Annotated in this window: 17 protein-coding genes; 15 read left to right on the top strand and 2 right to left on the bottom strand. The window is 59.7% G+C overall.

Annotation, left to right across the window (positions count from 1 at the left end):
• Positions 1-12: 12 nt before the first annotated feature.
• From GAO09_RS17800 to lpdA, 12 genes are all read left to right on the top strand, one after another.
• On the top strand, positions 13-819 hold the full coding sequence (locus GAO09_RS17800) for a nucleotidyltransferase domain-containing protein (RefSeq protein WP_153355444.1): 807 nt from the start codon (positions 13-15) through the stop codon (positions 817-819).
• Between the two features lie 139 nt (positions 820-958).
• Positions 959-1,483 (top strand): protease inhibitor Inh/omp19 family protein, encoded by a 525-nt coding sequence (locus GAO09_RS17795; protein ID WP_153355766.1) that lies wholly within the window; start codon positions 959-961, stop codon positions 1,481-1,483.
• 30 nt (positions 1,484-1,513) lie between these two features.
• Positions 1,514-2,674: a cell division protein ZapE gene (zapE, locus tag GAO09_RS17790; protein ID WP_153355442.1), complete on the top strand. Its 1,161-nt coding sequence runs from the start codon at positions 1,514-1,516 to the stop codon at positions 2,672-2,674.
• 189 nt (positions 2,675-2,863) lie between these two features.
• Positions 2,864-3,826 (top strand): malate dehydrogenase, encoded by a 963-nt coding sequence (mdh, locus tag GAO09_RS17785; RefSeq protein ID WP_153355440.1) that lies wholly within the window; start codon positions 2,864-2,866, stop codon positions 3,824-3,826.
• A gap of 36 nt (positions 3,827-3,862) precedes the next feature.
• Positions 3,863-5,056 carry an ADP-forming succinate--CoA ligase subunit beta gene (gene sucC / locus GAO09_RS17780; RefSeq protein WP_153355438.1) on the top strand — a complete coding sequence of 398 codons (1,194 nt, stop codon included), beginning with the start codon at positions 3,863-3,865 and terminating at the stop codon, positions 5,054-5,056.
• 16 nt (positions 5,057-5,072) lie between these two features.
• A complete protein-coding gene (sucD, locus tag GAO09_RS17775) occupies positions 5,073-5,975 on the top strand; it encodes a succinate--CoA ligase subunit alpha (protein WP_153355436.1) in 903 nt (300 codons plus the stop codon).
• A 202-nt stretch (positions 5,976-6,177) separates the two neighbouring features.
• Positions 6,178-9,180, top strand: coding sequence for a 2-oxoglutarate dehydrogenase E1 component (locus GAO09_RS17770; RefSeq protein WP_153355434.1), 3,003 nt, complete (start codon positions 6,178-6,180; stop codon positions 9,178-9,180).
• Positions 9,181-9,240: 60 nt separating this feature from the next.
• Complete coding sequence (odhB, locus tag GAO09_RS17765; RefSeq protein ID WP_153355431.1) at positions 9,241-10,476, top strand: 2-oxoglutarate dehydrogenase complex dihydrolipoyllysine-residue succinyltransferase; 1,236 nt, start codon at positions 9,241-9,243, stop codon at positions 10,474-10,476.
• Positions 10,477-10,506: 30 nt separating this feature from the next.
• Positions 10,507-10,920 (top strand): MAPEG family protein, encoded by a 414-nt coding sequence (locus GAO09_RS17760; RefSeq protein ID WP_153355429.1) that lies wholly within the window; start codon positions 10,507-10,509, stop codon positions 10,918-10,920.
• 36 nt (positions 10,921-10,956) lie between these two features.
• Positions 10,957-11,709 carry an SDR family oxidoreductase gene (locus GAO09_RS17755; RefSeq protein ID WP_153355427.1) on the top strand — a complete coding sequence of 251 codons (753 nt, stop codon included), beginning with the start codon at positions 10,957-10,959 and terminating at the stop codon, positions 11,707-11,709.
• A gap of 19 nt (positions 11,710-11,728) precedes the next feature.
• The gene (locus GAO09_RS17750) at positions 11,729-12,367 is read left to right on the top strand and encodes a LysE family translocator (RefSeq protein ID WP_153355425.1); all 639 of its coding nucleotides are present in this window, start codon (positions 11,729-11,731) and stop codon (positions 12,365-12,367) included.
• 28 nt (positions 12,368-12,395) lie between these two features.
• Positions 12,396-13,802, top strand: a complete 1,407-nt coding sequence (gene lpdA / locus GAO09_RS17745) for a dihydrolipoyl dehydrogenase (RefSeq protein ID WP_153355423.1) — start codon at positions 12,396-12,398, stop codon at positions 13,800-13,802.
• 79 nt (positions 13,803-13,881) lie between these two features.
• Here lpdA and GAO09_RS17740 read toward each other — a convergent pair whose 3' ends face one another.
• Complete coding sequence (locus GAO09_RS17740) at positions 13,882-14,988, bottom strand: TraB/GumN family protein (protein ID WP_153355421.1); 1,107 nt, start codon at positions 14,986-14,988, stop codon at positions 13,882-13,884.
• A gap of 69 nt (positions 14,989-15,057) precedes the next feature.
• A complete protein-coding gene (locus tag GAO09_RS17735; RefSeq protein ID WP_153355419.1) occupies positions 15,058-15,993 on the bottom strand; it encodes a tyrosine recombinase XerC in 936 nt (311 codons plus the stop codon).
• 133 nt (positions 15,994-16,126) lie between these two features.
• Between GAO09_RS17735 and GAO09_RS17730 the strand changes: the two genes are divergently transcribed.
• The 3 genes from GAO09_RS17730 to GAO09_RS17720 all read left to right on the top strand — a co-directional run bounded on the left by GAO09_RS17730 (position 16,127) and on the right by GAO09_RS17720 (position 19,827).
• Entirely contained in the window at positions 16,127-17,053 is a 927-nt protein-coding gene (locus GAO09_RS17730; RefSeq protein WP_153355417.1) for a GNAT family N-acetyltransferase, read from the top strand.
• A 108-nt stretch (positions 17,054-17,161) separates the two neighbouring features.
• Positions 17,162-19,384, top strand: a complete 2,223-nt coding sequence (locus GAO09_RS17725; RefSeq protein WP_153355764.1) for a primosomal protein N' — start codon at positions 17,162-17,164, stop codon at positions 19,382-19,384.
• 59 nt (positions 19,385-19,443) lie between these two features.
• Complete coding sequence (locus GAO09_RS17720; RefSeq protein WP_153355415.1) at positions 19,444-19,827, top strand: AGROH133_08824 family phage infection protein; 384 nt, start codon at positions 19,444-19,446, stop codon at positions 19,825-19,827.
• The last annotated feature ends 95 nt before the right edge of the window (positions 19,828-19,922 follow it).

The raw sequence follows: 19,922 nt of genomic DNA, 5'->3' as shown, positions 1-19,922 counted from the left end.
TGAGGGATTAAGATGTCACTGAGCGAATTCGATCCGCTTGCCGTTGCCGAAATCCGCAAGCGGCTCGAATCCGTAAAAGCATCCGGTGTCCGTATCGGTTTTGCCATTGAAAGCGGCAGTCGTGCCTGGGGTTTTCCATCTCCGGACAGCGATTACGATTGCCGTTTCATCTATGTTCGTCCGCGTAACGAATATCTCAGCCTGTTTCCGCCAAGGGATGTCATCGAATTTCCAATCGTTGGCGATGTCGATGCCGGCGGTTGGGATCTGCGCAAGGCGCTTTTGCTTGCCCTGAAGGGCAATGCGGCCTTGGTCGAATGGGTAACGTCGCCGATTGCCTATGAAGAAGAGCCCGGTTTTCGTGAACGGCTGAAATGTCTGCTCAACGAGATCATGGTGCCGCGCAAGGTGGCCCTGCATTATGTCGGCCTGCTGCATCGGCATGTGCCGAATGACGAACTCCTCCAGTCAAAGCTTAAGAAGCTGCTTTACGCGGTCCGTCCTGCCATTGCGCTTTGCTGGATGCGCGAGCGTGATTTCGGTGCCCTGCCGCCGATGAACATGATGGAATGCCTCGATGGTTGCCGCCTGCCGGACGACCAGAGACAGGGAATTCACGATCTCGTTGCCCTCAAAAAGATGACGCGGGAAATGGGGGAGGGGCCTGTACCGGCGCCGATCGCCGCCCTACTTCAGGATGCAGTGACGACCTTCGGCGGGCTTTCTAAATCGTTCGGCCTCATCGAAACCGCTGATGATGAGGCCATGAAAGAAAAGACGGATGCCTTTTATATCCGGGAAATAGATCAGGTGGTCTGACGGTCTGGCGTGATCAAAGCATCGTCAAATTGTCGTGGTACGACTTGATTAACCAAATCGCTTTACGATAATCGGGCTTAATTCAGTGGCCCCGGGCCAGTGGCATGGTGCAGCGCGCACTGAACGCAGGAGTGGAATGATGCAGTTGAAATATGTGGTGACAGGGCTCGTGGTCGCGGTTTCGCTTGCCGGCTGCCAGAGAACGTCCAACAACCCCTACAACAATCTGCAGTCTCCGCCGCCTTTGCAGGCGCAGCCGGTTCCATCCGTGCAGTCCGGCCAGCTGCCGCCTCCGGGTGCCGGTGGCCAGCAGTTCCCGAACGCGCCGATGGGCAACCAGAACATGGCGTCGCTCGATCCGGGTGCTACGCCTGCCAATGCCATGGACGTCACAAAGGAATCCATGGTCGGCAACTGGCGTGTTTCGAACGGTGGCGCATCCTGCGACATGTTCCTGACGCTCACCAATCTCGGCAGCGGCTCGCGTGGCGGCACGCGCGGTTGTTCCGGCGAGCTGACTGCCATGGGCTCCTGGGAAGTGTCCGGTAAGATGGTTCAGTTCAAGAACCGCAACGGCGACGTCATCGGCCGTGTCTACAAGAGCGCCGACAATCGTTACGACGGCACCACCAATTCCGGCCAGCAGGTCAGCCTCAGCCGCTAAACCCGACGGGGTATCGGCGGGGAGGGCTGATTGGAACGCATACCGGACTATAACCTGAGCGTCGGCGAGGAACTGAAATCGCTGACGGCATCGGGCAAGCTGCAGGCGGATGCCGCACAGCTTGGCGTCGCCGCCAAGCTCGATCACGTGCTTTCCTCGCTGCGTGACATGCGTCCCGCCAAAAAGAAGAGTGCGCTTGGCTGGCTATTCGCCCGAGGTGCCAAGCCTCAGCATATCCGTGGTCTTTATGTTTACGGCAGCGTCGGTCGTGGAAAGACCATGCTGATGGACATGTTTTTTGCCAAGGCGCCGGTGGAGCGCAAGCGCCGCCTGCATTTTCATGAATTCATGGCGGATGTGCATGGCCGTATCCATGAGCACCGGCAGAAGCTGAAAGCCGGCGAGACAAAGCAGGCAGACCCGGTGCCACCTGTGGCCGCCGCCCTGTTTGCCGAAGCCGAGCTCCTGTGTTTCGACGAGTTCACCGTCACCGACATTGCCGATGCGATGATCCTCGGCCGGCTGTTCACCGAACTGTTTTCGCTCGGTTGCGTATTGATCGCCACCTCCAACGTCGAGCCGCAAAATCTTTACAGGGAAGGGCTCAACCGCAGCCTCTTCCTGCCGTTCATTGCGCTCCTTCAGGAGAATGTCGACGTCATCACGCTCGACTCGCCGACCGATTACCGCATGGAAAAACTCGCCAGTCTGCCAGTCTACATGACGCCGGCAGATGAGCGCGCGGATGCGGCGATGGAAGCGGCGTGGCATCATGTCACCGATGGCGCGAAATCGGCACCGGATGAAATCCCGATGAAGGGGCGTAGCATCCATGTGCCTGCGGCTGCCGGCCGTGCGGCGCGCTTCAATTTCAACGATCTATGCGCGAAGCCTCTTGGTGCAAGCGACTTCCTGGCCATTGCCGATCGATACGATGCGCTGTTCATCGAGCACATACCAAAACTCGGGCCTGAAAAACGCAATGAGACCAAACGCTTCATCACGCTGATCGATGCGCTCTACGATAAATCGGTCCGTCTTTATGCAACGGCAGCGGCTCCGGCCGAGGATCTTCTGACGGAGCGTCGCGGCACCGAAGGTTTCGAATTCGACCGCACGGTATCGCGTCTTTTCGAAATGCGCAGCCCTGATTATCTTGCACTGCACAAAATCGAACGTGAAGATGTTTGACACTATGATGACACATTTTCTTACGTTTACGTAAGAATTTTAACATCTAAACGATTGAAAAATATAGCTCACGATTAATCGACTTAATAACCGGTTGCCAATTTGTCGCAGCCGGTTTATGTCCTCTCCCCACATCGGTCGACAACTGTCGGTGCCGGCCATGGATTTGAATGGAGAGGAAGCATCTCGATGGCACGCAAGAAGATTGCACTTATTGGTTCCGGTATGATCGGCGGCACGCTGGCGCATCTCGCCAGCCTGAAAGAGCTGGGCGATATCGTCCTGTTCGACATTGCCGACGGCATCCCGCAGGGTAAGGGCCTCGATATCGCCCAGTCCGGTCCGGTCGAAGGCTTTAATGCAAAGCTCACCGGCGCCAGCGACTACGCTGCCATCGAAGGTGCGGATGTCTGCATCGTCACCGCAGGCGTCGCCCGCAAGCCGGGCATGAGCCGCGACGACCTTCTCGGCATCAACCTCAAGGTCATGGAGCAGGTCGGCGCCGGCATCAAGAAGTATGCCCCGAACGCCTTTGTGATCTGCATCACCAACCCGCTCGACGCCATGGTCTGGGCGCTCCAGAAGTTCTCCGGCCTGCCGAAGAACAAGGTTGTCGGCATGGCCGGCGTTCTCGATAGTGCTCGCTTCCGCCTTTTTCTTTCCGAAGAATTCAACGTGTCCGTTCAGGACGTCACCGCCTTCGTTCTCGGCGGTCATGGTGACACGATGGTGCCGCTGGCTCGCTACTCGACCGTTGGCGGCGTGCCGCTCACAGATCTGGTCAAGATGGGCTGGGTCACTGCCGAGCGTCTCGAAGAAATCATCCAGCGCACCCGTGATGGCGGCGCCGAAATCGTCGGCCTGCTGAAGACCGGTTCTGCCTATTACGCGCCTGCCGCTTCGGCGATCGAAATGGCCGAATCGTACCTCAAGGACAAGAAGCGCGTTCTGCCGGCTGCGGCCCATCTCTCGGGCCAGTATGGCGTAAACGACATGTATGTCGGCGTTCCGACGATCATCGGTGCCGGTGGCATCGAGCGCATCATCGAAGTCGAGTTTACCAAGGACGAAGAAGCAGCCTTCCAGAAGTCGGTCGGCGCTGTCGCCGGTCTTTGCGAAGCCTGCATCGCTATCGCGCCGGCTCTCAAGTAATCGGCTCGCTACTCATTCAAACAGGGACATCGCCCCATGAACATTCATGAATACCAGGCCAAGGCTCTTCTGAAGGGCTTTGGCGCTCCGGTCGCCGAAGGTGTGGCCATCCTCAAGGTTGAGGAAGCCGAAGCTGCTGCCAAGTCGCTTCCCGGCCCGCTCTACGTCGTCAAGAGCCAGATCCACGCTGGTGGCCGCGGCAAGGGCAAGTTCAAGGAACTCGGCCCCGACGCAAAGGGCGGTGTTCGCCTGGCGAAGTCGATCGAGGAAGTCGTGGCGCACGCCAAGGACATGCTCGGCAACACGCTGGTAACCGCGCAGACTGGCGATGCCGGCAAGCAGGTCAACCGTCTTTACATCGAAGACGGCGCCGACATCGACCGCGAACTCTATTGCTCGCTGCTGGTTGATCGTTCGGTCGGTCAGGTTGCTTTCGTCGTTTCGACCGAAGGCGGCATGGACATTGAAGCCGTTGCTCACGATACACCGGAAAAGATCCACACGATCGCAATCGCCCCGGAAGCCGGTGTGACGGATGCGGACGTGGCCGCGATCTCCAAGGCTCTCGAGCTTTCGTCTGCGGCTGCCGAAGATGCCAAGGCACTCTTCCCGGCGCTCTACAAGGCGTTCATCGAGAAGGACATGGCTCTCCTCGAGGTTAACCCGCTGATCGTCATGACCGACGGCCACCTGCGCGTTCTCGACGCCAAGATGTCTTTCGACGGCAACGCCCTGTTCCGCCATGACGACGTCAAGGCGCTGCGCGACGAGACCGAAGAAGACGCCAAGGAAATCGAAGCCTCCAAGTGGGACCTCGCCTATGTTGCCCTCGACGGCAATATCGGCTGCATGGTCAACGGCGCCGGTCTTGCCATGGCAACCATGGACATCATCAAGCTGTACGGCAAGGAGCCGGCAAACTTCTGCGACGTCGGCGGTGGCGCCGGCAAGGAGAAGGTCGCGGCTGCCTTCAAGATCATCACTGCTGACCCGAAGGTCGAGGGCATCCTCGTCAACATCTTCGGTGGCATCATGAAGTGCGACGTCATCGCCGAAGGCGTTGTCGCAGCGGTTCAGGAAGTCGGCCTCAAGGTTCCGCTCGTTGTCCGTCTCGAAGGCACCAATGTCGAGCTCGGCAAGAAGATTCTCAATGAATCCGGTCTCGCGATCACGGCAGCTGACGATCTCGACGATGCAGCCAAGAAGATCGTCGCGGCGATCAAAGCCTAATCTGAGGACCTGATAAATGTCTATTCTCGTAAACAAGAATACCAAGGTCCTGGTTCAGGGCCTGACCGGCAAGACCGGCACGTTCCACACCGAGCAGGCGCTTGCCTATTACGGCACGCAGATGGTCGGCGGTATCCATCCGAAGAAGGGTGGCGAAACCTGGACCGGTTCGAAGGGCGAAAGCCTTCCGATCTTCGCGACCGTCGCGGAAGCCAAGGAACGCACCGGCGCTGACGCCTCGGTTATCTACGTTCCGCCGGCAGGTGCCGCAGACGCCATCATCGAGGCGATCGACGCCGAGATCCCGTTCATCACCTGCATCACCGAAGGCATTCCGGTCATGGACATGGTTCGCGTCAAGGCTCGCCTCGACCGTTCCAAGTCGCGCCTGCTCGGCCCGAACTGCCCAGGCGTTCTGACGCCGGAAGAATGCAAGATCGGCATCATGCCGGGCTCCATCTTCCGCAAGGGTTCGGTCGGTATCGTTTCGCGCTCCGGCACGCTCACCTACGAAGCCGTATTCCAGACGTCGAACGAAGGCCTCGGCCAGACGACGGCTGTCGGCATCGGCGGTGACCCGGTCAAGGGCACCGAGTTCATCGACATGCTGGAAATGTTCCTCGCAGACGAAGAAACCAAGTCGATCATCATGATCGGCGAAATCGGTGGATCGGCTGAAGAAGATGCAGCCCAGTTCCTGATCGACGAAGCCAAGAAGGGCCGCAAGAAGCCAATGGCAGGCTTCATCGCCGGCCGTACAGCTCCGAAGGGCCGCACCATGGGCCATGCCGGCGCTGTCGTTTCCGGCGGCAAGGGCGATGCGGAATCCAAGATCGCTGCCATGGAAGCAGCCGGCATCAAGGTTTCGCCTTCCCCGGCACGCCTCGGCACCACGCTGGTTGAAGTCCTGAAGGGCTGAGACCACATAGAGACCGCGTCCGGTTTCGAACCGGATGTGGTCTGAAAATCCGGGAAGGCGGCACTGTCGCCTCCCGTTCTGGCGCCTCAAGGCGCCGCCGCCTTGAGCGGACGACAAGATAAAAGACCCAAGCGGCGGCCGGCGCTTTGTTTTCCCGGCCCTCAATTACGTGAGGAGGCGGGCGCGGCGCCCGCGGGACATCATGGCACGGCAAGAAGCCAACGAGCAGTTTCTCATCACTTCGTTCCTCGACGGCGCGAACGCTCCCTATATCGAGCAGCTTTACGCCCGTTACGAAGAAGATCCGAATTCGGTGAACGAAGAATGGCAGGCCTTCTTCAAGGCACTTGCCGATAATCCCGACGATATCAAGAAGGCCGCCAAGGGCGCTTCCTGGAAGCGCGCCAACTGGCCGCAGGCTGCCAGCGGCGATCTGGTCTATGCACTCGACGGCAACTGGCCGGTCGTGATGGAAAAGGCCATTGAGACCAAGGTTAAGGCCAAGGCCGAAGCCGCTGCTGCCGCAACGGGCCAGCCTGCCAATCCGGCAGACGTTCATCAGGCGACGCGCGATAGCGTCCGCGCCATCATGATGATCCGTGCCTACCGCATGCGTGGCCATTTGCATGCCAAGCTCGATCCGCTCGGCATTGCCAGCCCGGTTGACGATTATAACGAACTGTCGCCGTCTTCCTACGGCTTTACCGACGCCGACTACGACCGCAAGATCTTCATCGATAACGTTCTCGGTCTCGAATATGCGACCGTTCGCGAAATGATCGACATTCTCGAGCGCACCTATTGCTCGACCATCGGTGTCGAATTCATGCACATGTCCAACCCGGAAGAAAAGGGCTGGATTCAAGAGCGTATCGAAGGTCCCGACAAGGGCGTCGATTTCACCGCTGAAGGCAAGAAGGCGATCCTCTCCAAGCTGGTCGAGGCCGAAGGCTTCGAGCAGTTTATCGACGTCAAGTACAAGGGTACCAAGCGCTTTGGTCTCGACGGTGGTGAATCGCTGATCCCGGCGCTGGAGCAGATCATCAAGCGCGGTGGCCAGGAAGGCCTGCAGGAAGTCATCGTCGGCATGGCCCACCGTGGCCGCCTGAACGTTCTGACCAACGTCATGCACAAGCCGCACCGCGCCGTGTTCCACGAGTTCAAGGGCGGTTCGTTCAAGCCTGACGAAGTCGAAGGTTCGGGCGACGTGAAGTACCATCTCGGTGCCTCGTCCGACCGCGAATTCGACGGCAACAAGGTTCACCTGTCGCTGACCGCCAACCCGTCGCACCTTGAAATCGTCAACCCTGTCGTCATGGGCAAGGCCCGCGCCAAGCAGGACATGCTGACCAAGGTATGGGACAAGGACAACATCATTCCGCTGTCCGAGCGTTCCAAGGTTCTGCCGCTCTTGCTGCATGGCGATGCCGCTTTTGCCGGCCAGGGCGTGGTTGCCGAAATCCTCGGCCTGTCTGGCCTGCGCGGCCACCGCGTTGCCGGCACGATGCACGTCATCATCAACAACCAGATCGGCTTCACCACCAATCCCGGTTTCTCGCGTTCGTCGCCTTATCCGTCCGACGTTGCGAAGATGATCGAAGCGCCGATCTTCCACGTCAACGGCGACGATCCGGAAGCGGTCACCTACGCTGCCAAGATCGCTACCGAATACCGGATGAAGTTCCACAAGCCTGTCGTCATCGACATGTTCTGCTACCGTCGCTTCGGCCATAACGAAGGCGACGAGCCGTCCTTCACGCAGCCGAAGATGTACAAGGTCATCCGCGCCCATAAAGCCGTGGCCGAGATCTATGCCGAGCGTCTGATCGCCGAAGGCGTGATCACCGACGGTGATTTCCAGAAGATGAAGGCTGATTGGCGCGCGCATCTGGAAACCGAATTCGAGGCCGGTCAGTCCTACAACCCGAACAAGGCCGACTGGCTGGACGGTCAGTGGTCGGGCATGCGCTCTGCCGACAATGCCGACGAGCAGCGTCGTGGCAAGACCGCCATGCCGATGAAGAGCCTCAAGGAAATCGGCCGCAAGCTGGCGACCATTCCGGAGGGCTTCAACGTTCACCGTACCATCAAGCGGTTTATGGAAAACCGCGCACAGATGGTCGAGACCGGCGAGGGCATCGACTGGGCGATGGCGGAAGCACTGGCTTTCGGTTCGCTTTGCGTCGAAGGCACCAAGATCCGTCTGTCGGGTCAGGATTGCGAGCGCGGCACGTTCAGCCAACGTCACTCTGTCCTCTACGATCAGGACAGCGAAGAGCGTTACATCCCGCTTGCAAACCTGCAGGCTGGCCAGGGCAAATATGAAGTCATCAACTCGATGCTTTCGGAAGAGGCCGTTCTCGGTTTCGAATACGGTTATTCGCTGGCCCGTCCGAGCGCGCTGACCCTCTGGGAAGCCCAGTTCGGCGATTTCGCCAACGGTGCGCAGGTCGTGTTCGACCAGTTCATCTCGTCTGGCGAACGCAAGTGGCTGCGCATGTCCGGCCTCGTCTGCCTTCTGCCGCATGGTTATGAAGGTCAGGGCCCGGAACACTCCTCGGCCCGTCTCGAACGCTGGCTGCAGATGTGCGCCGAAGACAACATGCAGGTCGCAAACTGCACGACGCCTTCGAACTACTTCCACATCCTGCGCCGCCAGATGAAGCGCGACTTCCGCAAGCCGCTGATCCTGATGACGCCAAAATCCCTGCTGCGTCACAAGCGCGCCACTTCGACGCTTGCCGAGATGGCCGGTGAAAGCTCGTTCCACCGTCTGCTGTGGGATGATGCCGAGGTTATCAAGGACGGTCCGATCAAGCTCCAGAAGGATGCCAAGATCCGCCGCGTCGTGATGTGCACAGGCAAGGTCTATTATGATCTGCTCGAAGAACGCGAAAAGCGCGGCATCGATGATGTCTACCTGCTGCGTGTCGAACAGCTCTATCCGTTCCCGGCCAAGGCTCTGATCAACGAGCTTTCGCGCTTCCGCCATGCCGAAATGGTGTGGTGCCAGGAAGAGCCGAAGAACATGGGCGCATGGTCGTTCATCGACCCGTATCTGGAATGGGTGCTGGCGCATATCGACGCCAAGTATCAGCGCGTGCGCTATACCGGCCGTCCGGCCGCCGCCTCTCCGGCAACGGGCCTGATGTCAAAACATCTGCAGCAGCTCGAAGCCTTCCTCGAAGACGCATTGGGCGGCTGATTTATCAGCCTCCCGCCTTTCGCACATTCAACGAACACCTGACAAAAACGGAAACAAGTCATGGCCACCGAAATCCGCGTTCCCACCCTCGGCGAATCCGTCAGCGAGGCGACCGTCGGCACCTGGTTCAAGAAGGTCGGCGACACCGTCAAGGCCGATGAGCCGCTGGTCGAACTCGAAACCGACAAGGTTACCGTCGAGGTTCCGTCTCCGGTATCCGGCGTCCTGACCGAGATCGTTGCCCAGAATGGCGAGACCGTTGGTCTCGATGCCCTGCTCGGCCAGATCGCCGAAGGCGCTGCAGGTTCTGCCTCTGCTGCCGCTCCGGCAGCAACGCCTGCCGCCGCTCCCGCAGCAATCCCGGCACCGGCCGCCGCCGCTGCTCCGGCTGCAGGCTCCGCCATGCCGGCAGCCCCTGCCGCCGCCAAGATCGCTGCCGACAACAATATCTCGACGTCTGACGTCGATGGTTCCGGCAAACGTGGCCAGGTCCTGAAGGGCGACGTCATCGCTGCCATCGCCAAGGGCACATCCGCTCCGGCAGCCCCTGCCGCAGCCGTTGCCGCTCCGCGTCCGGTCTCTTCTGCCGAAGACGCACCGCGCGAAGAACGCGTAAAGATGACGCGCCTGCGCCAGACCATCGCCAAGCGCCTCAAGGATGCTCAGAACACCGCAGCCATGCTGACCACCTATAACGAGGTGGACATGTCGGCCGTGATGGACCTGCGCAACCGCTACAAGGACGTGTTCGAAAAGAAGCATGGCGTAAAGCTGGGCTTCATGGGCTTTTTCACCAAGGCCGTCACGCACGCCCTGAAGGAACTGCCGGCTGTCAACGCCGAAATCGACGGCACCGACATCATTTACAAGAACTACTGCCACGTCGGCATGGCCGTCGGCACCGACAAGGGCCTCGTCGTTCCGGTCATCCGTGATGCGGATGAGCGTTCGATCGCCGGCGTCGAAAAGGAACTCGGCCGTCTTGCCAAGGCAGCCCGCGACGGTTCGCTCTCGATGGCCGACATGCAGGGCGGCACGTTCACCATCACCAATGGTGGCGTCTACGGTTCGCTGATGTCTTCGCCGATCCTCAATGCACCGCAGTCGGGTATTCTCGGCATGCACAAGATCCAGGAGCGTCCGGTCGCGATCGGCGGTCAGGTCGTCATCCGTCCGATGATGTATCTGGCGCTCTCCTACGATCACCGCATCGTTGACGGCAAGGAAGCAGTGACCTTCCTCGTTCGCGTCAAGGAAAGCCTGGAAGATCCGGAACGCCTGGTTCTCGATCTCTAATCGACTGATCCTGATCGGGAGGAGAACATCATGGACGCCGCATCAGCCAACGCAACGTATCTCTTGACGCTGCTATGTCTGAGCGTCGTCCTGCTCGTGGTGCACATCCTACTGCAGGGCAATTTCGCCACCAAGGATCGTGGTCTGGATTGGAATGCCGGGCCGCGCGATGGCGATAACGAACCCAAAAGCGTGATGGCCGGTCGTTCGGCCCGCGCTTCCAAAAATTTCCAGGAAACCTATCCCGCCTTCATCGGCCTGCTGCTGGCCATGATCCTGACGGGCGATACATCCGGCTGGGGGCTTTTGGGCGGCACGGTCTGGCTTGTCGCGCGGATTGTCTACATTCCGCTTTATCTTGGCGGCATCGCCTATATCCGCTCGCTGGTCTGGGTGGTGAGCCTGGTCGGGCTGTTGCTGATGATGATCGGTCTGTTCCTGTGATGATGGCACCGCAGGACACAATCGGGGTGCACTGCCATGACTGACCAACCCGTCCTTCTCGTCACTGGTGGCAGCCGCGGCATTGGTGCTGCGATATGCCTCGCTGCCGCCCGCAAAGGCTGGCGCGTGGCCGTGAATTATGCTGCCAACCAAGCTGCTGCCGATGCCGTTGTTTCGCAGATTGTAGCGGGCGGTGGCGAGGCTTTTGCTATCAAAGGTGATGTCGGCAATGCCGCCGATATCGTGGCGATGTTTGAAGCCGTCGACGAACGTTTTGGACGCCTGGACGGGCTTGCCAACAATGCCGGTATCGTCGACGCACAGGCGCGGGTCGATGAGATGTCGGTCGAGCGCATCGAACGGATGATGCGGATCAACATCACCGGTTCTATCCTCTGCGCGGCAGAAGCGGTTCGTCGCATGTCGACGCGCCACGGCGGCAAGGGTGGGGCCATCGTCAACATCTCCTCGATGGCGGCGATTATCGGGTCTCCCTCGCAATATGTCGATTACGCTGCCTCGAAGGCCGCGATCGATACCTTCACCATCGGCCTTGCCCGCGAAGTGGCGACCGAGGGCGTGCGGGTCAATGCGGTGCGGCCGGGTGTCATAGATACTGAAATCCACGCGTCCGGTGGCCTGCCGGACCGGGCGCGGGATCTGGCCCCGAGTATTCCGATGCAGCGGGCGGGCACGGCCGAAGAAATCGCCGATGCCGTGCTCTACCTGCTATCGTCCGAGGCTTCCTATATCACCGGTTCGATCCTGAACGTCAGCGGCGGCAGATGATGCCAGAGGCAGTTTGAACATGCAGTACATTCTGGAATTTCTCGGCCTGATGGCCGTTTTCTCGATCTTCATCGTCGTGCCGGGCGCCGACTTTGCCGTCATCCTGCGCCAGAGCATCGTGCACGGTCGCCGCGCCGCGATGATGACCGGTCTTGGCATGGGCTTTTCGCTGCTGTTCCACATCAGCTACACCATCCTCGGGCTCGGCTTGATCGTGTCGCAATCGCTGATGCTGTTTTCGCTGATCAAATGGGCGGGCGTCGCCTATCTCATCTATCTCGGCATCATGTCGTTTCGCTCATCCGGCTTCAACGTCGAGGCCATCAAGGTCACGGATGCTGATCGCAAGCCGATCTCGGCGCTGAAATGCCTGAGCATGGGTTTCATCACCAACGCACTGAACCCCAAGCCGGTGCTGTTCTTCCTGTCGCTGTTTTCGACGCTGGTGCATCACGATACGCCGGCACTGATCCAGTTCAGCTACGGCATCGGCATGGCGACGGCGCTGGCCGTCTGGTTCGCCGGTGTCTCGACCTTCTTCACCGTCAAGGCCGTTCGCGATCGCTTTATCGCCAGTGGTAAATGGTTCAACCGCATTACCGGTGCCGCTCTGGTCGGCTTCGGCTTCCGCCTCGCACTGACCCGTGCCGCGGACTAAACAGACAACCTTAAGAGGAAAAGAAACAATGTCCTATGATGTGATCGTTATCGGCTCCGGCCCCGGTGGTTATGTTTGCGCCATCAAGGCAGCCCAGCTCGGTCTCAAGGTCGCCGTCATCGAAAAGCGCGCCACCTATGGCGGCACCTGCCTCAATGTCGGCTGCATCCCGTCCAAGGCATTGCTGCATGCATCGGAAATGTTTCACCACGCAGCACACGGCATGGATTCGCTTGGCATCGAAATCGCGGCACCGACGCTCAATCTCGAAAAGATGATGGCCCACAAGGATGCCACCATCAAGTCGAACGTCGAAGGCGTGTCCTTCCTGTTCAAGAAGAACAAGATCGACGGCTTTATCGGCACCGGCAAGATCGTAGCCGCAGGCAAGGTTTCCGTCACTGCCGAAGACGGTCAGGTGCAGGAGCTGGAGACGAAGAACATCGTCATCGCCACCGGCTCCGACGTTGCCGGCATTCCGGGCGTCAATGTCGAGATCGACGAGAAGGTCATCGTGTCCTCGACCGGCGCGCTTGATCTTGCCAAGGTGCCGCAGAACCTCATCGTCGTCGGCGGCGGTGTCATCGGCCTCGAACTCGGTTCGGTCTGGATGCGCCTCGGCGCCAAGGTTACCGTGATCGAATATCTCGACAAGCTGCTCGGCGCCATGGATGCCGATGTGTCGAAACAGTTCCAGCGCATGATCGCCAAGCAGGGCATGGATATCCGCACCGAAGCCAAGGTGACGGCTGTCGAGAAGACAGAAACCGGCGCCAAGGTCACCTACGAGCCGGTCAAGGGCGGCGAAGCCGTCGTTGTTGAAGCTGACGTCGTGCTGATCTCCACCGGCCGCAAGCCTTACACCGAAGGTCTCGGCCTCGAAGGTGCCGGCGTTGCGCTCGACAACCGCGGTCGCGTTGAAATCGACGGCGGCTTCAAGACCAATGTCGCCGGCATCTATGCCATCGGCGACGTGGTGAAAGGCCCGATGCTGGCGCACAAGGCTGAAGATGAGGGCGTGGCACTCGCTGAAATCCTCGCCGGTCAGCATGGCCATGTGAACTACGACGTCATTCCGGGCGTCGTCTACACCCAGCCGGAAGTCGCTTCCGTCGGCAAGACCGAGGAAGAACTGAAGGCTGCAGGCGTCGCTTACAAGGTTGGCAAGTTCCCGTTCACGGCCAATGGTCGCGCCCGCGCCATGCAGGTAACCGATGGTTTCGTCAAAATCCTGGCCGACAAGGAAACCGACCGCGTTCTCGGTGGCCATATCGTCGGCTTCGGCGCCGGCGAGATGATCCACGAGATCACCGTGCTGATGGAATTCGGTGGTTCGTCTGAAGATCTCGGCCGCACCTGCCACGCGCACCCGACCATGTCGGAAGCCGTCAAGGAAGCGGCTCTCGCGACGTTTGCCAAGCCGATCCATATGTGATCGGCCAGCATCGTCCGAAAACAGAAAAGGGCAGCGTCGGCTGCCCTTTTTCAGTTCCATGTATCGGTTTAGACGGACGTCAATTCACGGCGGTGACGGTGTAACCCTGTTTGCGCAGAAGTTCGATCACGCCTTCCTCGCCCGGCAGATGCAGGGCGCCCACGGCCAGGAACAGACCGCCTTCGGCGAGAAGCGGGGCTGACCGTTCCGCCATGATGTGATTGCGCTTGGTGACGATCATCTCTTCGAAGGCAGCATAACCTTCGTCTGCATCCTTGCGATCCTCTTCCGGCGTCAGCGCACGCAGCATCGGTACAGTCAGGCCGATATCGCCGGAAAGGTAGAGTTCCGTCATCGTTTCGGTCACGTCGTTCATTCGCGAGCCGAGATCCAGAGTTTCCGTCAGCGATTTCAGATGCAGGTCCATCGGCAGGGAAGCCATGGCGGAAAGCTGTTCTGCCATGGTCTCCAGCCCTTTGACCGTCTTGCCGGCGGCGATGGCATCCAGCGCGATCTTCTTGTCGAGGAAGGGTGCCGCGTTGGCCTTGCGGGCCAGTTCGCAGGCGGGCAGCGCGATCATGCCGGAAATCATCCATGGCTTGAAGCTCTGAACGGCTGCCAGCGGAATGTTACGTTCCTTCAGTGCGGCTTCGAGTTTTGCCACCTGATCTTCCGGCAGAAGCGTCTTTATGGTCTTGCCGTCCATGAACATCAGAAGGTCCGGCTTGGTCATTAGCCCGGCCATGGCCTTTTTCTCATCGAGAATCTCGTCCGATTCAATGGCGATTGCCTTGGCGCTTTTCGCTGCCTCAGCCGCGCCGGCCGGCATGGCCAGAACACGCGGATCGGTGACATGCATGGTGCCGAGCAGGTAGGAGGGAGCAACACCCTCCTTCTCGATCGTCCAGAAGATGCCCTTGCCGTTCGGTGTCTTTTCGCCTTCGGCGATTACGGTCGCGTAACGACCGGGGTCCTGCGTCTTCAATTCCTCCAGCACGTTTTTGCCGGTGCAGACGGGGGCTGGGCTCGCCGGAGCGTCCTGTGCATGCGCCGGCGAAAGCGACGCCAGAACGACCATGAAGGACAGGAAAACGATGATATGCAGTGCCGCCATCAGCCAGAGGGCGATATCGCCGGGCTGATGCGAAGCGGGATGTCTGGACTGGTGCGAGGCGAATTTTGTCATAATGCCGATTTACCGCTTGCGCGTCGAAAAGCCCTTAACGGGCGTGGTTAAACAATGCTTGCCATCCACTCAGGCGCGGGGATGAGCGCGGTCGTAAACTTCCAGCAGGCGGGCGGCGTCGACGCCGGTATAAACCTGCGTGGTCGACAGGCTGGCATGGCCGAGCAATTCCTGGATGGTGCGCAGGTCGCCTCCGCCGGCCAGAAGATGCGTGGCGAAGGAATGGCGCAGCGCATGCGGTGTGGCGGTTTCCGGCAGGCCGAGAGCGCCGCGCAGTTTGCGCATTTCGCTCTGGATGATCGCCTGCTGCAGCTTTCCACCACGCGCCCCGCGAAACAGCGGCTCGTTTTCGGATAGGTGGTAGGGGCAGAGTTTTTTGTAGGTTTCGACCGCTGCAAGCGCTGCCGGCAGAAGTGGCACGACACGGGTCTTGTTGCCCTTGCCGGTGATGCGCAGAGATGTCGCGTCCGGTGTCAGGTCGGCCGGCGTCAGGTCCAGTGCTTCGGAAATGCGCAGGCCGCAGGCGTAAAGCAGGGTCAGCACGGCCGCGTCGCGCGCAGCGATCCACGGTGTTTCATGCAATTGTGCGTCCGACCCAACCACGGTGATAGCCTGTGTATCCGATAGCGGTTTTGGCAGTGATTTTGGCTGTTTTGGCGTGCGGATTGCCGAGGCGCCGGCGGCGTTGACCAATCCCTTGCGCTCCAGATAGCGTAAAAATGAACGCAGGCCCGCGAGATGGCGACCGAGCGAGCGGTTGCCGGAGCCTTCGCGACGGCGCGCGGCCAGAAAAGCGCGCAGATCGGCCGGGCGAAGTGTATGAATGTCACTCATTCGGGCTGGTTCGGCGAGGTGGCCGGTCAGGAATTTAAGAAACTGGCGGGTATCGCGCTCATAGGCTTGAAGCGTATTTTCGGAAAGCCGGCGCTCGTCGGACAGGCTTGCGAGCCAGTCGCGACGCTTCTCCAGAAGTTCGGGAGCCGCAATGATCAGGATTTCGTTCATCACAAGCCTGTTGAATTCGTGTGCCAAAATCCCACATTGCCGATGGTTCCGTTACGAATTCCCTAAAGCCGGCACGATGTCGTTTTGACATCACGAGGGACTGCGATATACGGCAAGTGGTAATGGAGTTTGTATGGCGCGCCGTGATAATTCGACCGCATTCGGTCACTTTGCTCAAACGATAGCGCTCGTCTCCCAAGGCCGCCCCGGACATATCGTCGATACCCTGATTGCCGAACGCGGCCAGCGCATCGTCAAACATCCGCTGTGGCCGCTGATGCGCCCCTTTCTTTATTCGCTACTGCGTTATGACCGTGCCATCGGTTTTGCCAATGATGTCGCAAATCTCAGCGGTTTCGAGTGTTTCGAATATATGAGCGACCTGCTGCATCTCGATGTGCAGGCAAAACACACGGATCGTATTCCGGCCTCCGGCGGTTTCATTCTCGTCAGCAATCATCCGACCGGTATTGCCGATGGCGTTGCCGTCTTCGATCTTTTGAAGCCTAAGCGTCCGGATATCATGGTGTTTGCCAACCGCGATGCGGTGCGCGTCAATCCGCGTTTCGCCGAAACCATCATTCCAGTGGAATGGCGCGAGGAGCATAAAAGCAAGCTGAAGACCCGCGAAACGCTGGTGTTGACCAACGAATCGGTCGAGGCCGGCAAGGTTCTCGTGCTTTTCCCGTCGGGCCGCATCGCCTATTGGGAAAACGGCAAGCTCAACGAGCGTCCGTGGAAAACCTCGGCGGTCGGCCTTGCCCGCAAATACAACCTGCCGATCCTGCCGATCCACATGACGGCGCGCAATTCCGGCCTGTTCTACTGGTTCGCCAAATGGTCGACCGAGTTGCGCGACATGACCGTTTTCTATGAGTTGCTCAACAAGAAGGGCAACCGTTTCGACATGACGGTTGGCCATCTCATTCCGCCGGAAGCGCTGGATGGCGATATCAACGAGGTGACGCAGGCGCTGGAGCGGCACACCGTGCACAATCTCGCTGCCGATGCGGATGCGCGTTTTGCCTTCGGGGTGGATGACAGTTCGGCTGCGGCCTGAACGTAAGGTATTCCTGTTCGCTGTCCTGCGTCTGTCACGATGTCATAATGAGGACGAATGACGGTAGAGGGTTCACTTTTGTTCTCTCTTTCGGCATGGTCGCCGCAAATGGGCACAGATAATTCCAGTCTTTTCGGTTCACTGTTCGACGCGCCGCCGCTGAAGCGTGTGGTGCCCGTGCTTGTGCCTTTGCCTGTGCCGGTGCCTTACAGTTACGCCGTGCCAGAGGGCATGCATGTCGAGCCCGGTTCGGTGGTTCAGGTACCGGTCGGGCCGCGTCAGCTGATCGGCGTCGTCTGGGATGGCGAAAGTCAGGACGGACTTGATCCGAAAAAACTGCGGCCGATCACGCTTGCCTTCGATTGTCCGCCGCTTTCCAAGGAAATGCGCGATTTCGTCGATTGGGTCGCCGCTTACACATTGTCGCCGCCGGGTCTTGTCGCCCGCATGGCGGTCAGGGCGCCGGCGGCGCTTGATCCCGAGCCGATGGTCGAGGCGGTGCGTTATGTCGGTGGCCAGCCGGAACGGTTGACGCCTGCGCGCGTGCGCGTGCTGGATATCGTCAAGGCTGAGGATATTCCGTGGACGCGCAGCGGGCTGGCGCATGCGGCCGGCGTCTCCATGAGCGTGATCGACGGGCTGACGGCGCAGGGCGTTTTCGAAACCGTCTTCCTGCCGCCGCCGCCGGTGGTGGCGAAGCCGGAACCGGATTATACGGCGCCGCGTATCGAAGGTGTGCAGAAGGAAGCGGCAGCGGAGATTGTCGCCTCCATTCGTGAGGGTGGATTTTCCGCGTCGCTGATCGATGGCGTTACGGGCTCGGGCAAGACGGAGGTCTATTTCGAGGCGATTGCCGAGACGCTGCGGCGCGGCAAGCAGGTGCTGATCCTGTTGCCGGAAATCGCCCTGACGCCGGCCTTCCTTGAGCGCTTTCAGGATCGTTTTGGGGCCAAACCGGGCGAATGGCATTCCGATCTTTCACCGCGCATGAGGGAAAAGGTTTGGCGTGGTGTCGTGACTGGCGAGGTGAGGGTGGTGGCCGGTGCCCGTTCCGCACTCTTTCTGCCCTTCGAGGAGCTGGGTCTCATCATCGTAGATGAAGAACATGACCCCGCCTACAAGCAGGAAGACCGCGTTTTCTACAATGCCCGTGACATGGCCGTCGTGCGCGGCCGTATCGGCGATTTTCCGGTCGTGCTGGTGTCCGCAACGCCGTCCGTCGAAAGCCAGGTCAACGGTCTGTCGGGTCGCTACAATCTCGTGCAGCTCCCGACCCGTTTCGGTGATGCCGCCCTGCCGGACCTGCATCTGATCGACATGCGCCGGCATGCGCCGGAGCGTGGCGGTTTTCTCTCGCCCTTGTTGTTGCGGGCAATGGGGCGCACGCTTGAGCGCAAGGAACAGTCGCTCCTCTTCCTCAATCGCCGTGGTTATGCGCCGCTGACGCTTTGCCGTGTCTGCGGCCATCGGTTCCAGTGCCCGCAATGTTCCAGCTGGCTGGTCGAGCATCGGTTCAAGAGCCAGCTGCAATGCCATCAATGCGGCTATCACCAGCACACGCCGGAACATTGCCCCGATTGCGGTACGTTCGATCATCTGGTTGCTTGCGGGCCGGGGGTGGAGCGCATTGCCGAAGAAGTGGAAAAACATTTTCCGGATGCCCGCACCATTGTCATGTCCTCCGACATTCTCGGTGGTGTCAAACGCATGCGGCTGGAACTGGAAGCGATCGCAAATGGTGAGGCGGATATCGTCATCGGCACGCAGTTGGTCGCCAAGGGCCATAACTTTCCGCTGATGACGCTGGTCGGCATTGTCGACGCGGACCTGGGACTTGCCAATGGTGACCCGCGCGCTGCCGAGCGCACGTTTCAATTGTTGAGCCAGGTCACGGGCCGCGCCGGTCGTACTGGCCTCAAGAGCCACGGGCTGCTGCAGACCTACCAGCCCATGCATCCGGTCATGCAGGCAATCGTATCTGGTGATGCCTCTGCCTTCTATGAGCGCGAAATCAACGAGCGCGAAAAGGCCATTCTGCCTCCGTTCGGGCGATTGGCATCCATCATCATATCCGCCGAAACACGCGCTGATGCCGAAACCCATGCGCGCGGTCTGCGCGCGGCGGCACCCAGGGTGACCGGTATTTCCGTACTCGGACCTGCCGAAGCGCCACTGGCATTGGTGCGCGGCCGCCACCGCTTCCGTCTGCTCGTGCATGGTCGCCGCAATTCCGACATGCAGGCCTTTTTGCGTGTAATGCTCGATGCCGGGCCAAAACAGCGCGGATCGGTTCAGGTTCAGCTCGACGTTGATCCGCAGAGCTTTCTTTAACCATAACCGGTTAGCTGCTAAATCCATCAGGACTTATGCATGCATGGAGCGGAAACCTCATGGAATTTTATTTTCCGACCGAACTGCCCGAGCAGCTGGCTTTTATCGCGTCTGCCGTCACGGCGCTGGTCGGCTTGCTTATTCTCGTATCCCCGGGAACGGCTTTGCGGCTGGGTGGCTTTCAGGTCGGGCAGATCACCCCGGAAGGTTATGGTGCGACCCGCTCGACCGGCGGCCTCTATCTCGGTCTGCCACTTTGTGCACTGCTCTTTGCGCAGGAATTCTATTATCTGGCCGTTGGCGTAACACTCGGTTTTTCCGCTTTGGGGCGCCTCTTGTCGCTGTTCCTCGACCGCGGTCTGGTTGCTCGAAACGTCGCTCTTCTGGCCTTGCAGCTTCTGCTTGCCGCGGGGCCTCTCGGCTATTCCCTCGGGTATTTCTGATCGGCAGCTTTGTGCCGTGACCACAGGCCGCGCGACACCATTGCGTGGAAACCGCGTAAAAACACGCAAACCCATCGTGGAGAGGGTGTTTTGCG

This window comes from Endobacterium cereale (assembly GCF_009617585.1).
Classification (GTDB): domain Bacteria; phylum Pseudomonadota; class Alphaproteobacteria; order Rhizobiales; family Rhizobiaceae; genus Neorhizobium; species Neorhizobium cereale.
This window is presented reverse-complemented; position numbering and strand designations above follow the sequence as displayed.

Coding starts and splice junctions, on each gene's coding strand:
- sucC (WP_153355438.1), top strand. CDS start 3,863: ATGAACATTCATGAATACCAGGCCAAGGCTCTTCTGAAGGGCTTTGGC.
- GAO09_RS17760 (WP_153355429.1), top strand. CDS start 10,507: ATGGACGCCGCATCAGCCAACGCAACGTATCTCTTGACGCTGCTATGT.
- GAO09_RS17800 (WP_153355444.1), top strand. CDS start 13: ATGTCACTGAGCGAATTCGATCCGCTTGCCGTTGCCGAAATCCGCAAG.
- GAO09_RS17725 (WP_153355764.1), top strand. CDS start 17,162: ATGGGCACAGATAATTCCAGTCTTTTCGGTTCACTGTTCGACGCGCCG.
- GAO09_RS17755 (WP_153355427.1), top strand. CDS start 10,957: ATGACTGACCAACCCGTCCTTCTCGTCACTGGTGGCAGCCGCGGCATT.
- mdh (WP_153355440.1), top strand. CDS start 2,864: ATGGCACGCAAGAAGATTGCACTTATTGGTTCCGGTATGATCGGCGGC.
- GAO09_RS17770 (WP_153355434.1), top strand. CDS start 6,178: ATGGCACGGCAAGAAGCCAACGAGCAGTTTCTCATCACTTCGTTCCTC.
- GAO09_RS17730 (WP_153355417.1), top strand. CDS start 16,127: ATGGCGCGCCGTGATAATTCGACCGCATTCGGTCACTTTGCTCAAACG.
- sucD (WP_153355436.1), top strand. CDS start 5,073: ATGTCTATTCTCGTAAACAAGAATACCAAGGTCCTGGTTCAGGGCCTG.
- GAO09_RS17795 (WP_153355766.1), top strand. CDS start 959: ATGCAGTTGAAATATGTGGTGACAGGGCTCGTGGTCGCGGTTTCGCTT.
- GAO09_RS17720 (WP_153355415.1), top strand. CDS start 19,444: ATGGAATTTTATTTTCCGACCGAACTGCCCGAGCAGCTGGCTTTTATC.
- odhB (WP_153355431.1), top strand. CDS start 9,241: ATGGCCACCGAAATCCGCGTTCCCACCCTCGGCGAATCCGTCAGCGAG.
- GAO09_RS17750 (WP_153355425.1), top strand. CDS start 11,729: ATGCAGTACATTCTGGAATTTCTCGGCCTGATGGCCGTTTTCTCGATC.
- lpdA (WP_153355423.1), top strand. CDS start 12,396: ATGTCCTATGATGTGATCGTTATCGGCTCCGGCCCCGGTGGTTATGTT.
- GAO09_RS17740 (WP_153355421.1), bottom strand. CDS start 14,988: ATGACAAAATTCGCCTCGCACCAGTCCAGACATCCCGCTTCGCATCAG.
- GAO09_RS17735 (WP_153355419.1), bottom strand. CDS start 15,993: ATGAACGAAATCCTGATCATTGCGGCTCCCGAACTTCTGGAGAAGCGT.